The following is an 11974-nucleotide window of genomic DNA, read 5'->3' on the forward strand; positions in this document are numbered from 1 at the left end:
GTCTCCTGACCGCATCCGATGATTGATAAACCGCAGCGCATAGAACTGCTTCGTGACAACTGCATGAAGCTTCTTACTCTTTGCGTTCTTGCTTTGCCACGCTTGACCAATCGGCTGACCAAGTTTTGGATATCATTACATTAGAAACAAAATGGACGGTGGCTATGACGATCAAAGTGAAAGTGGCAGAGGCAAAAACGCATCTCTCCGAGCTTCTGACAAAGGTGGAAGCAGGCGAAGATGTGGTGATATCACGCGGCAACAACCCGGTCGCGCGCATGATCAAGATCGATGACCGCCGCCAGAGGCTCGACGCCATCCGTGCACTCCGCAGCGAACGGGCAGAACGCGCCGGAGCGACCGCGGCTGAAATTCAAGCCTGGCGTCGCGAAGGTCAGCGCTGATGCCGTTCGTGGTTGATGCTTCGGTTGCGGCGGCTTGGTTGCTTGCCGATGAGGAAAGCCGGACGGCCGAAGAAGCCTTGTCGTTTCTCGAAACGGAAGACGCCTTGGTGCCCGATCTCTTCTGGCATGAGATGCGTAACATCCTGTTGACCGCGGAACGGCGGAAACTCATCTCCAACGATGTGCTCGCTTGTCTCATGCGACTCACCAGCCTGCCGCTGCGCACTGTCTCAAGCGAAGACCATCTTCCGATCCTACGACTTGCCGGAAAATATCAGCTATCGGCCTATGACGCCGCTTATCTCGCGCTCGCGGTCGCAGAGAACGTATCGCTTGCGACGCTGGACGCCGGACTGGAACGTGCTGCGTCAGCGGAAAGTCTCACCTTCGGGCTGAGTTAGAGCCTTTCCTGGTCAGATTGCAGCATTCTGTTGGCTCAAACGGAGTCGGATGGTCGACCGGCCGGCGCGCGTCGTAGCCAAGCTCTACGGCCAAGCCGGCCGGTCGATCAGCCGGCCCGTTTCAGCCAACCCGAAGGGCCGGGCATCTTTCCGCCAGGATCAAAGGCGATCGGCTCGGACGTACCAAGAGGTATGTCCTTCGCCAATCGCCTCTGCCCTGACGAAAACCTGCTCCGGCAGAATGCTACAATCTGACCAGGAAAGGCTCTAAGAAAGCGTTCCCCTGTTCAACAGCGCCCATTGCAGAAGCACGATCGTCTTGACGTCGAAAATTTCGCCGGTTTCGATCATCGCCGCCGCCTCGTCGAGCGGAATCTCGAGGACTTCGATGTCCTCGTGTTCATCGTCCAGGCCGCCGCCTTCGGCGACGCGATCGGCGGTGTCGACGAGGGCTGCGAAGAAATGCACGACTTCGGTGACAGCACCCGGCGACGTATAGGATTTGAACAGGAAGCGCGCATCGCGCAGGCGATAGCCGGTCTCCTCCATCGCCTCGCGACGGATTGCCGCTTCGGGGTGGTCGTCGTCGAGAAGGCCGGCCGGCACCTCGATCATCCAGGCCGGATCGCCGTTGAGATGAACGGCGAGGCGGAATTGGCGGACGAGAACGACGAGGTCGCGCTTCGGATCATAAAGAAGGATGCAGGCGGCCGGCGTGCGGTGATAGACTTCCCGCTTCAACCGCTGGGTTGCGCCCTTGCGATCGATATAGTCGAGGAGGTAGCTGCTCAGCCGCGTCCACCCATTCGACAGGGTTTCCTCGCCGGCGATCTTCACGCGTGATTTCGGCTGCATCATGCTGCGTCCCTGCGAAGCCAGACCTTGTTGTCGTGCACGGCCGCCCCGCCATAAGGCGCGACGGGGTCGGCGCCGGTCAAGACGTTGATGCCCTCGCCGTCGACATGCGCCTTGTTCGGCCAAAGCCCCTCGGCGATCAGCACGCCGGATTTGACTTCGGTGGTGATGCGGGCGTGGATGCGCAGATCGCCGCGGCTGTTGCCGATGCGCACAAGATCGCCATGCGCGATGCCATTGGCTTCGGCATCGGCCGGATTGATCATCACTTCAGGGCGGCCTTCCTTCTGGCGGGAGGTCTTGGTCTCGGAAAAGCTCGAATTCAGGAAGTTGCGCGCCGGCGAGGTGGCGAGCCGGAAGGGATGTTCGGAATCGGCGACTTCAATGACATCGACCTGATCAGGGAAAGCCGGAAGCGCGGCATGCGGCCCGAGCACGCCGATAGAAGCCGGGGGTTTGTTCGGCGCCGGCTGATCGATCCAGTCCGGGCGGAAATGGAACTTGCCATCCGGATGGGCAAAACCGTTCAGATAATGCGCCTCCTCGAAAGCGGGTTGACGATCGAACCATTTGTGTTCGAGGAAATGGTCGTAATCCGGCAGGCCGCTCGATTCCAGAATGCGGTCGACCATCTCCCGGGCAGTGAAGCCGAAGCCGGGGCGATCGGCGACGCCGAGGCGTTTTGCCAGTTCCTCGATGACGAAGAGATTGGTGCGCACGGTTGGCGGCGGCTCGACCAGTTTCGGCCCCAGCAGGATATGGTTCTGGCCGCCGGCGCGGTAGATGTCGTCGTGCTCGACGAACATCGTCGCGGGAATGACGATATCGGCGATCTCGGCCGTTTCGGTCATGAACTGCTCGTGCACGGCAACGAAAAGATCGTTGCGGGCAAAGCCGCGCCTGACGAGGCGCTGCTCGGGGGCGATGTTGGCGGGATTGGTGTTCTGGATCAGCATCGATGTCACCGGGCCGCGATGGCGCAGCGCGACAGCGTCACCGGTCAGCACGCGGCCGATCTGGGATTGATCGAGCATGCGGATATCCGCATCCTTCATCGACCGGCCGATCAGTTCCGCATTGTTCAAGCGGAAGATGTCGCTGTTCGAATGGAAGGCGCCGCCGCCTTCATATTGCCAGGAGCCGAGGACGGTGGCAATCGAGGCCGCCGCATGCATGGCGACCGCGCCGTTGCGCTGGCGGGTGAAGCCATAACCCAGGCGGAAGAAGGTCTTATTCGTCGTGCCGACGAGGCTGGCGAAGGCTTCGATCTCCTCGACCGAAAGGCCGGTGACGGCAGCGGCCCATTGCGGCGTCTTGGTTTTCAGATGCGCTTCGAGACCCTCGGGATCATCGGCATATCTCGCCATGTATTCGCGGTCGGCGTAACCGTCGCGGAAGGCGATGTGCATGACGGCGCAGGCGAGCGCGGCGTCGGTGCCTGGCCTGACGACAAGCGCCATGTCGGCCTGCTTCATCGTCGGATTGTCGTAAATGTCGATGACGACGATCTTCGCGCCGCGCTCCTTGCGCGACTTGATGGCGTGGGTCATCACATTGACCTGGGTCGACACCGCGTTAGTGCCCCAGATGACGACGCAATCGGTGCGGCCCATCTCGCGCGGATCGGGACCGCGCAGCGTGCCGGTCGCCATGGTGAAGCCGGTCCAGGCGGGGTTGGTGCAGATCGAGGAGAAGAAGCCGGAGTAACGCTTGGCATGACGCAGGCGATCGATGGAATCGCGCTGCACCCAGCCCATGGTGCCGGCGTAAAAATAGGGCCAGATCGCTTCGCTGCCGTCCCTTGCCTCGGACTTCACAAAGGCTTCGGCGATCTCATCCAGCGCATCGTCCCAGGAAATCTGCTGCCACTGCCCTGCCCCCTTGGCGCCGGTGCGACGCAACGGATGCATCAGGCGGTCGGGATGGTAGAGCCGCTCGGCATAACGGGCGACCTTGGCGCAGATCACGCCCGAGGTGTAGGAATGATCGCGCGCGCCGCGCACACGGCCGATGCGGCCATCCTCCGATATCTCGACCTCCAGCGCGCATGTGGAGGGACAGTCATGCGGACAGGCCGTGTGCCCTACCCTGTTGTCCGACTTCGGGGATTTGGCGTGGATGGGGGTCGCAATGTTCATGGCATTTGTATATTCCAAGGCTTGCACGGCCAAAAGCCACAAAAATTCCTCATGACGCGAATTCATACGGACATCAGCGAAAATGAACTACCGCCACATTTATCACGCGGGCAACTTTGCCGATGTGCTGAAACATGTCGTGCTGACGCGGCTGATCCGCTACATGCAGAAGAAGGATGGCGGGTTCCGCGTGCTCGATACGCATGCCGGCATCGGGCTCTACGACCTCTCCTCCGAAGAAGCGCAGAAAACCGGCGAATGGCTCGATGGCATCGGCAAGCTGATGGAGGCAGAACTCGGCCCTCAGGTCTCTGAACTGCTGGAGCCCTACCTCTCGGCGATCCGCGAACTCAATCCTGAGGGCGGCATCCGTTTCTATCCCGGTTCGCCGAAACTTGCGCGCATGCTGTTCCGGCCGCAGGACCGGCTGTCGGCGATGGAACTGCATCCCGAGGATTTCGCCCGGCTGCACCGGCTGTTTGAGGGCGATCACCACGCCCGCATTACCGAGCTCGACGGCTGGCTGGCGCTCGGCGCGCATCTGCCACCGAAGGAGAAGCGCGGCATCGTGCTCGTCGATCCGCCCTTCGAGGAAGAGGACGAATATCAGCGGCTGGCCGAGGGGCTGGAAAAGGCCTATCGGCGCTTCCCCGGCGGCACCTATTGCCTGTGGTATCCGATGAAGAAGGGCGCGCCGATCAAGGAATTCCACGAGACCCTGCAGGCGCTCGACATCCCGAAAATGCTCTGCGCCGAACTCGCCGTTCGCAGCGATCGCGGCATCACGGGACTGACGGGCTCAGGCCTCGTTATCGTCAACCCACCCTTCACTCTGAAGGACGAGTTGCACCAGTTGCTGCCGGCATTGAAGGACCATCTGGCGCAAGACCGCTTCGCCTCGCACCGCGCCTTCTGGCTGCGCGGCGAGAACAAGGCGGTCAAGGACGATTGACCAGCCAATCGCCTTCAGGAATAGTCCGCGCCGCCGCAGTCCACAACCTTATCAGGTGTCCCATGAAGCTCCTTTGTTCGCCCGCCTCGCCCTATTCCAACAAGGTGCGGATGGCCGCGCATTTTCTGGGGCTGGAGCTGAACGCCATCCGGGTCGATACCAATACCGCACCGGCGATCCTGGTGGACAACAATCCGCTCGGCAAGATCCCGACGCTGCTGACCGATGACGGGGTCTCGATATACGACAGCGTGGCGATCATGCATTATTTCGACCGGCTGACGAAGGGCGGGCTCTACCCTTCCAAGAAGGGCAAGCGCACGGATGCGGAAATCCTCGAAGCGCTCTGCGACGGCATCTGCGACTGCCTGCTGGCGATCGTCTACGAGCGGCGCTTCCGCGACGAGGAAAAAATTCATCAGCCATGGATCGACCGGCAGTGGAAGAAGGCGACGAGCGGGCTCGCTCATCTCAGCGCCAACCCGCCGAAAACAGGCAAGAACCTCAATGGCGGACATTTCGCGCTGGCCGCGACGCTCGACTATCTCGAGCTGCGCTTCAAGGACCAGTGGGAAGCCGATCATGCGCCGCTGATCGACTGGCTTGCCCAGTTCGAGAAAAAATTCCCTGCCCACCGCGAGCTCAAGTCTGAGGGCTGAGCGGGCTCAACGTCTGGAGAGACAGGCGGACAGCAAAAAGCCGGGCGACGTGCCCGGCTTTTCCATGTTCGGATATTCGACCAGCTTAGAACTTGACGCCGATACCGAGCTTGACGCTGTTCTCGTCGTAACCGCGCGAGAAGCTGCCGGAGTCGAGGTCGTAGTCCTTGCTCTGGTAGTCGGTGTAGCGATATTCCAAGCGCGTCGTGATGTTGTTGGTCACGAAGGCTTCGACGCCGGCGCCGACCGTATAGCCGAAGTTCGTCTTGCTTTCGTCCGAAGTGTCGTCGGAAACCTTGACGTCGCCGATGGCGAGACCGGCCGTGCCGTAGAGCAGGAAGGGGTTCATGTCGTAGCCGACGCGGCCACGGACGGAGCCGTTCCAGCCATACTTGTTCTCGACGCCGCCCGAGGAGACGTCGTCGCCGCTGTAGCCGAGATCGGATTCAACGCCGTAAACGATCTGGCCCTGCTGCCAGTTGTAGCCGGTAAAGACCTGGCCGCCGAAACCGTAGGTGTGGCGATCGGAACCGAAGTCACCCATGTTATAGGTGCCGGCGCCGCCGAGGTAGAAACCTTCCCAACTGCCGGCCGGCTTGACTGGAGCTTCCTGGGCGACCGGTGCTTCCGGAACCTGGTCGACGGCATCGGCCGCCTGAGCTGCCGAGACGCCCGCAATTGCAAAAACGGAGGCCATGAGGCCAGCAATGAGTACACGCATACTTAGTCTCCTTTCAGTCCCGCGCCGCTTGTCAACTGTCTATCAGTGAAGCATTGGCGGGATATTGCCAGATGTCCCTTCCGGATCGAGATTGAAATTGGAACTGAAATGCGGATTTGAAAGAGCCAAATTGTGATATCATTGTGGCTGCGCCATGGCTGAAATTCGATGTTGCTTTGGCGCAACATACACTTTGTTAACCCTACTGAATAGTTAAACTTAAAATACTTATTTTAGGAAATCGCATTCTTAAATAATACATAGAATATCCGGCTCCCGGACGCAACCGCAACGGCCTATTTATATAATCTCCGTCGGCCCCTATATAGTCTGCGGACAGACTCGCGGGATCAGAAGGCAAGATTTTGAACCACAAAAGACTTCGCTCGGCCCTTATAACAGGGGCCGCCAAAAGAATAGGCCGGGCAATCGCCGAAGACCTTGCTGCAAATGGCTTTTCCGTTGCGATCCACGCGAACGGCTCCATCGGTGAGGCCGAAGAGCTGGTGGCGGAATTGCGGCGAAAGGGACAAAGGGCGGTCGCGCTGCAGGCCGATCTTAGCGATCTCGGCGAAACGGGCGCGTTGGTCGCGAAGGCGTCGGAAGCGCTCGGGCCGCTCGATCTGCTCGTCAATAATGCGTCGGTCTTCCAGTATGATTCAGCGCGTAGTTTCAATGCCGCCACATGGGCATTGCACTTCGACCTGCATGTCCGTGCGCCCTCTATCCTTGCGGCGGCCTTCGCGCAGCAGGTGCCCGCTGAGGCAGCGGGGCTGATCGTCAATATCATCGACCAGCGGGTTTGGGCGCTGAGGCCCAGCTTCTATTCCTATACCCTCTCCAAATCCGCGCTGTGGACGGCGACGCAGACGCTTGCACAGGCATTGGCGCCACGCATCCGCGTCAATGCCATCGGCCCCGGCCCCTCGATGCCGAGCGAACGACAGAAGATGGAGGACTTCCAAGCGCAGGTCTCAGCCCTTATCTTGCAGCGAGGGCCGGCGCTGGAAGAATTCGGACAAACGATTCGCTTCCTTTACGACACGCCCTCGATCACCGGCCAGATGATTGCCCTCGACGGCGGCCAGCACCTTGCGTGGCAGACGCCCGATGTGGCGGAGATTACGGAATGAACGGACGAAAGCTGCCGGATGGCGGCGTTCTCTACGACGACACGGACGAGAGCGAAGACGATATCGAGGTGGAAGGCGACGCTTCCGTCGCCGCGCCGCTTGCGGCGACGGTCGATTGGAATGCGGGCAGCCTCAATGAAACCGGACTCCTCGGCGCGGACCTGATCGGCGAATTCGTCAAGCGGCTGCCGAACAGCCCCGGCGTCTACCGCATGTTCAATGCCGAGGGCGACGTGCTCTATGTCGGCAAGGCGCGCAGCCTGAAGAAGCGGGTCAACAATTACGCGGTCGGCCGCGTGCATTCCAACCGCATCGCCCAGATGGTGCGCCAGACGGCGAACATGGAATTCGTGACGACGCGCACGGAAACCGAAGCGCTGCTCTTGGAAGCGAATCTGATCAAGCGCTTGCGGCCGCGCTTTAATGTGCTTTTGCGCGACGACAAGTCCTTTCCCTATATCCTCATCACCGGCGACCACCGGGCGCCAGCAATCTTCAAACATCGTGGTGCGAGAGCGCGAAAGGGCGACTATTTCGGACCTTTTGCTTCGGCCGGCGCGGTCGGACGGACGATCAACTCGCTGCAGCGCGCCTTCCTGATCCGCACCTGCACCGACAGCGTCTTCGAAACGCGCACGCGACCCTGCCTGCTCTACCAGATCAAGCGCTGTTCCGGGCCGTGCACCCACGAGATCAGCGATCAGGGTTACGGCGAACTGGTGCAGGAGGCGAAGGACTTCCTGTCCGGCAAGAGCCAGAAGGTGAAGTCGCATATGGCCGAGGCGATGAACCAGGCGGCCGAGGATCTCGACTTCGAGCGGGCGGCAATCTATCGCGATCGCCTGGCGGCATTGTCGCATGTGCAGAGCCACCAGGGCATCAATCCGGCCGGCGTCGAGGAGGCTGACGTCTTCGCCATCCACCATGAAGGCGGCATCTCCTGCATCCAGGTGTTCTTCTTCCGCACCGGCCAGAACTGGGGCAACCGCGCCTATTTCCCGAAGGCCGATCCGCAGCTTTCGAGCGCCGAAGTGCTGAACTCGTTCCTCGCGCAGTTCTACGACGACAAGCCGGTGCCGAAGCAGATCATGCTGTCGCAGACGGTGGAGGAGTTGGAGCTGCTTGCCGCCGCACTCAGCGAAAAAGCCGGCCACAAGGTTTCCATTCTGGTGCCGCAACGCGGCGAGAAGCGCGATCTGGTCGACCATGTCGTCGGCAATGCACGCGAGGCGCATGGGCGAAAGCTTGCCGAGACGGCGTCGCAGTCGCGGCTGCTCGAAGGTTTCAAGGAAACGTTCGGGCTTGCCTATGCACCGCAGCGCATCGAGATCTACGACAACTCACATATCATGGGCACCAATGCCGTCGGCGGCATGGTGGTCGCGGGGCCGGAAGGTTTCGTCAAGAACCAGTACCGCAAGTTCAACATCAAATCGACCGACATCACGCCCGGCGACGACTTCGGCATGATGAAGGAGGTGATGACGCGGCGGTTCTCGCGGCTGATCAAGGAGGAAGGCATTCCTGACCGGACGGCGCAGGTGGCCACGCCCGATGCAGCCGACATGCCCTTTCCGACCTGGCCCGATGTGATCCTCATCGATGGCGGCCAGGGGCAGATGACGGCGGTGCGCGCCATCCTTGCCGAACTCGGCATCACCGACAGCGTGACGGCGATCGGCATCGCCAAGGGCGTCGACCGCGATGCCGGGCGCGAACGCTTCTTCCCGGCCGGACGCGAGAGCTTCACGCTGCCGCCGCGCGATCCGGTGCTCTACTTTATCCAGCGCATGCGCGACGAAGCGCACCGTTTCGCGATCGGCTCACACCGGGCGCGGCGCAAGAAGGAAATGATCAAGAACCCGCTCGACGAGATCGGCGGCATCGGGCCGTCGCGCAAACGCGCGCTGCTCCAGCATTTCGGCACGGCAAAGGCGGTTTCGCGCGCAGCCCTGTCCGACCTGATGGCGGTGGAAGGCATATCGGAAGCCGTCGCCAGGCAGGTCTATAACCATTTCCACGACGACGCCGCGAAATAACCGGCGTCCGTCGCAAATTCCACGCAAAGGCGGTGAAAAGACAGAAAGAATGTTGACGGTCCGCGGCCAAAGCCGTCATCTACCGCATCGGCCCGAGCATGATGCGGAGGTTCTAAAGTGTTACAGCGTCCTTGGCTCGTCTGAAAAGGCGCGCGGCGCTGTAGCGGTGCATCAATTCAGAGAAACGATCCCATGGCATCGCGTGCGTACAGCATTCCCAATCTCCTGACCTACGGCCGTATCCTCGCCGTACCGCTGATCGTTCTCTGCTTCTTCATCGAGGGCAGGCTGTCGATCAGCAATACGGCGCGTTGGGTGGCGCTGTGGATCTTCGTCATCGCTTCGCTCACCGATTTCCTCGACGGTTATCTCGCGCGCATCTGGAACCAGACGTCGAATATCGGCCGCATGCTCGACCCGATCGCCGACAAGCTGCTGGTCGCCTCGATCCTCCTCCTGGTCGCGGCCGACCAGACGATCGCCGGCTGGTCGATCTGGGCGGCGATCACCATTCTCTGCCGCGAGATCCTGGTGTCGGGCCTACGCGAATATCTGGCGGCGCTGAAGGTCAGCGTGCCGGTGACGCGGATCGCAAAGTGGAAGACGACGCTGCAGCTTGTCGCCATCGCCTTCCTGCTCGCCGGCCCTGCCGGCGACGAGATTTTCCCCTATACGACGCAGACCGGCATCGCGCTGCTGTGGATCGCGGCGCTGCTGACGATCTATACCGGCTACGACTATTTCCGCGCCGGGGTGAAACATATCGTGGATGATGAAGAATGACGCGACTTGTCTATTTCGCCTGGGTGCGCGAGCGCATCGGCAAGGGCGAGGAGGAGATCGACCTCCCCTCCTCCGTCGTCACCGTCGCCGATCTCTTGAATCATTTGAAGACGCTGGGCGAAGAATATGAGACCGCACTTCAATATCCCGACGTGATCCGCGTGGCGCTCGACATGGAGCATGTCGAGCATGACGAACCGATATCAGGCGCACGTGAAATCGGGATATTTCCGCCGATGACGGGTGGATAGGGCGGTGACCATGATGCCGTGTCGCTACCCCCCTCTGCCCTGCCGGGCATCTCCCCCACAAGGAGGGAGATTGGCTGGGCGCACCGGCCTCCCCAAACAATCGGCGATTCAGCTTGGCAAAACTGTAGATGGGCACGATGGTCAAGCCACGCGTAATCTCCCTCCTTGTGGGGGAGATGCCCGGCAGGGCAGAGGGGGGTTGGCACGGCACGCCCTCTCCATAGCCTCCGCTACGACATCAAAGCAGTTGGGGATGTTATCATGACCATCACCCCCACCATCCGCGTCCAGCATGAGGACTTCGACCTGCAAGCCGAGGTCGATCGCCTCTCCAAGGGCAAAGCCGGCATCGGCGCCGTCGTCACTTTTTCCGGCCTCTGCCGTGATGAAGGCGGGACACTGGCCGCCCTCGAACTCGAGCATTATCCCGGCATGGCGGAGGCGGAGATGCGGCGCATCGGCGATCTTGCCATCGGGCGTTTCGGGTTGCTCGGGCTGACCGCCATCCACCGCTACGGGAAGATCGCTGCCGGCGAGAATATCGTGCTCGTCGTCGCAGCCGCGCCGCACCGGCAGGCGGCGTTCGACGGCGCCAATTTCGTCATGGATTTCCTGAAGACTGCAGCCCCCTTCTGGAAGAAGGAGCACGCTGGAGATGGCACCACCGGCGACTGGGTCTCGGCGAAAGACGCCGACGACGCGGCGCGTGACAAGTGGAAGTAAATTAGAGAACCACGCGCTCCCTGCGGCTCATCACCAGGAGCAGGACGAGCAGCGAGAAAACGACCAGATCCCGCCAGACGAAGGGGCCGTATGCGCCCCACATGGTTTCGACAACGGCAAGCCCGGCAGCGCCGCCTGCCGAGCGCAGCGGATCGGAATGGCCGCCGACGGCTGCGATCAGCAGCACCTTCAACCCGAACATAAGGCCGGCGCCGAAATCCATCGAGCCGTAGTAGAAAGTCGCGAGGATGCCGCAGATGGTGGCGACGAGGGCTGCTGCCCCATAGGCGACAAGAAAGACGCGGTTGGCGCTGGTGCCGCAGAGTTCGGCGGCCAGCGGATCATCGGTGACGGCGCGCCAGACGCGGCCCCAGGCCGTGCGCCTGAGGATCAGCGTACCCACGGCGACGATGGCGCACATCAGCGCGGTGTCGATCAACTGGATATGGGTGAGCGTCACCTTGAACGGGCCGTCGCTCCAGAAGACGACCGTGTCGTTCAGGAACGGCGGCAGCCAGATGGCGCGGGTATTGGCGGCAAGCCGGGCGGTCTCCATGAGGACGATCATGATGCCGAGGGCAGCGACGATGACCGTATTCGGCGATTTGCTGACCAGCGGCAGCATGATCGAGCGACCGATCCATAGGCCCGCCGCCAGCGAATAGACGATCGAAGCGCCGGCGCCGACGGCAAGGGCGGCCGGCAGCACCAGCCAGAAGCGGTTGAAGGCGAGGTCGGTGAAGAGCAGCAGGATCTGGCCCGCAAAGGCAAAGATCGCCCCATAGGTGATGTCGGCCCGCTTCGTCACGCCGAAGGCGACGGCGTAACCGAAGGCAAGCGCGGCATAGAGGGCGGCCAGCGGAACCGAATTCGCCAGCTGCTGCAGAAGATAAGCCATTCCAGACACTCCGCGTC

13 protein-coding genes are annotated in these 11974 nt (G+C 61.4%); 9 read left to right on the forward strand and 4 right to left on the reverse strand.

What is annotated here, in order from left to right:
* Window positions 1–164: 164 nt before the first annotated feature.
* Window positions 165–404 carry a type II toxin-antitoxin system Phd/YefM family antitoxin gene (locus tag RWJ89_RS17055; protein ID WP_131640480.1) on the forward strand — a complete coding sequence of 80 codons (240 nt, stop codon included), beginning with the start codon at window positions 165–167 and terminating at the stop codon, window positions 402–404.
* The gene (locus RWJ89_RS17060; protein ID WP_168258213.1) at window positions 404–805 is read left to right on the forward strand and encodes a type II toxin-antitoxin system VapC family toxin; all 402 of its coding nucleotides are present in this window, start codon (window positions 404–406) and stop codon (window positions 803–805) included. The genes RWJ89_RS17055 and RWJ89_RS17060 overlap by 1 nt, the downstream gene beginning before the upstream one ends.
* A 267-nt stretch (window positions 806–1072) precedes the next feature.
* On the opposite strand, the gene RWJ89_RS17065 is transcribed toward RWJ89_RS17060, so the two are convergent.
* Window positions 1073–1663: an NUDIX domain-containing protein gene (locus RWJ89_RS17065; RefSeq protein WP_316031167.1), complete on the reverse strand. Its 591-nt coding sequence runs from the start codon at window positions 1661–1663 to the stop codon at window positions 1073–1075.
* On the reverse strand, window positions 1660–3864 hold the full coding sequence (locus tag RWJ89_RS17070; protein ID WP_131664295.1) for a molybdopterin oxidoreductase family protein: 2205 nt from the start codon (window positions 3862–3864) through the stop codon (window positions 1660–1662). The genes RWJ89_RS17065 and RWJ89_RS17070 overlap by 4 nt, the downstream gene beginning before the upstream one ends.
* A gap of 16 nt (window positions 3865–3880) precedes the next feature.
* Between RWJ89_RS17070 and RWJ89_RS17075 the strand changes: the two genes are divergently transcribed.
* Together RWJ89_RS17075 and RWJ89_RS17080 are read left to right on the forward strand one after the other, a co-directional pair.
* Complete coding sequence (locus RWJ89_RS17075) at window positions 3881–4750, forward strand: 23S rRNA (adenine(2030)-N(6))-methyltransferase RlmJ (RefSeq protein WP_131664296.1); 870 nt, start codon at window positions 3881–3883, stop codon at window positions 4748–4750.
* Window positions 4751–4812: 62 nt separating this feature from the next.
* Window positions 4813–5409 carry a glutathione S-transferase gene (locus RWJ89_RS17080; RefSeq protein ID WP_168282745.1) on the forward strand — a complete coding sequence of 199 codons (597 nt, stop codon included), beginning with the start codon at window positions 4813–4815 and terminating at the stop codon, window positions 5407–5409.
* 85 nt (window positions 5410–5494) lie between these two features.
* Here RWJ89_RS17080 and RWJ89_RS17085 read toward each other — a convergent pair whose 3' ends face one another.
* Window positions 5495–6130: an outer membrane protein gene (locus RWJ89_RS17085; protein WP_020049381.1), complete on the reverse strand. Its 636-nt coding sequence runs from the start codon at window positions 6128–6130 to the stop codon at window positions 5495–5497.
* 365 nt (window positions 6131–6495) lie between these two features.
* Between RWJ89_RS17085 and RWJ89_RS17090 the strand changes: the two genes are divergently transcribed.
* The 5 genes from RWJ89_RS17090 (at window position 6496) to RWJ89_RS17110 (ending at window position 11059) form a co-directional block, all read left to right on the forward strand.
* Window positions 6496–7263, forward strand: coding sequence for an SDR family oxidoreductase (locus RWJ89_RS17090; RefSeq protein WP_131664298.1), 768 nt, complete (start codon window positions 6496–6498; stop codon window positions 7261–7263).
* Window positions 7260–9302, forward strand: a complete 2043-nt coding sequence (gene uvrC / locus RWJ89_RS17095; RefSeq protein ID WP_131664299.1) for an excinuclease ABC subunit UvrC — start codon at window positions 7260–7262, stop codon at window positions 9300–9302. Before RWJ89_RS17090 ends, uvrC begins: the two co-directional genes overlap by 4 nt.
* Before the next feature lie 192 nt (window positions 9303–9494).
* Window positions 9495–10085, forward strand: coding sequence for a CDP-diacylglycerol--glycerol-3-phosphate 3-phosphatidyltransferase (gene pgsA, locus RWJ89_RS17100; RefSeq protein ID WP_003547103.1), 591 nt, complete (start codon window positions 9495–9497; stop codon window positions 10083–10085).
* Window positions 10082–10336 (forward strand): molybdopterin converting factor subunit 1, encoded by a 255-nt coding sequence (gene moaD, locus RWJ89_RS17105; protein WP_017959832.1) that lies wholly within the window; start codon window positions 10082–10084, stop codon window positions 10334–10336. Before pgsA ends, moaD begins: the two co-directional genes overlap by 4 nt.
* 261 nt (window positions 10337–10597) lie before the next feature.
* Complete coding sequence (locus RWJ89_RS17110) at window positions 10598–11059, forward strand: molybdenum cofactor biosynthesis protein MoaE (RefSeq protein WP_025393988.1); 462 nt, start codon at window positions 10598–10600, stop codon at window positions 11057–11059.
* A gap of 1 nt (window position 11060) precedes the next feature.
* On the opposite strand, the gene RWJ89_RS17115 is transcribed toward RWJ89_RS17110, so the two are convergent.
* Complete coding sequence (locus tag RWJ89_RS17115; protein WP_131664301.1) at window positions 11061–11957, reverse strand: branched-chain amino acid ABC transporter permease; 897 nt, start codon at window positions 11955–11957, stop codon at window positions 11061–11063.
* Between the last annotated feature and the right edge of the window lie 17 nt (window positions 11958–11974).

The sequence above is a fragment of the Rhizobium sp. 10PS4 genome (assembly GCF_032464805.1).
GTDB classification, from domain to species: Bacteria; Pseudomonadota; Alphaproteobacteria; order Rhizobiales; family Rhizobiaceae; genus Rhizobium; species Rhizobium laguerreae.

Excerpts from the sequence above, each read along its gene's own strand:
- RWJ89_RS17055 (WP_131640480.1), top strand. The coding sequence starts at position 165 with ATGACGATCAAAGTGAAAGTGGCAGAGGCAAAAACGCATCTCTCCGAG.
- RWJ89_RS17060 (WP_168258213.1), top strand. The coding sequence starts at position 404 with ATGCCGTTCGTGGTTGATGCTTCGGTTGCGGCGGCTTGGTTGCTTGCC.
- RWJ89_RS17065 (WP_316031167.1), bottom strand. The coding sequence starts at position 1,663 with ATGATGCAGCCGAAATCACGCGTGAAGATCGCCGGCGAGGAAACCCTG.
- RWJ89_RS17070 (WP_131664295.1), bottom strand. The coding sequence starts at position 3,864 with ATGAATTCGCGTCATGAGGAATTTTTGTGGCTTTTGGCCGTGCAAGCC.
- RWJ89_RS17075 (WP_131664296.1), top strand. The coding sequence starts at position 3,881 with ATGAACTACCGCCACATTTATCACGCGGGCAACTTTGCCGATGTGCTG.
- RWJ89_RS17080 (WP_168282745.1), top strand. The coding sequence starts at position 4,813 with ATGAAGCTCCTTTGTTCGCCCGCCTCGCCCTATTCCAACAAGGTGCGG.
- RWJ89_RS17085 (WP_020049381.1), bottom strand. The coding sequence starts at position 6,130 with ATGCGTGTACTCATTGCTGGCCTCATGGCCTCCGTTTTTGCAATTGCG.
- uvrC (WP_131664299.1), top strand. The coding sequence starts at position 7,260 with ATGAACGGACGAAAGCTGCCGGATGGCGGCGTTCTCTACGACGACACG.
- pgsA (WP_003547103.1), top strand. The coding sequence starts at position 9,495 with ATGGCATCGCGTGCGTACAGCATTCCCAATCTCCTGACCTACGGCCGT.
- moaD (WP_017959832.1), top strand. The coding sequence starts at position 10,082 with ATGACGCGACTTGTCTATTTCGCCTGGGTGCGCGAGCGCATCGGCAAG.
- RWJ89_RS17110 (WP_025393988.1), top strand. The coding sequence starts at position 10,598 with ATGACCATCACCCCCACCATCCGCGTCCAGCATGAGGACTTCGACCTG.
- RWJ89_RS17115 (WP_131664301.1), bottom strand. The coding sequence starts at position 11,957 with ATGGCTTATCTTCTGCAGCAGCTGGCGAATTCGGTTCCGCTGGCCGCC.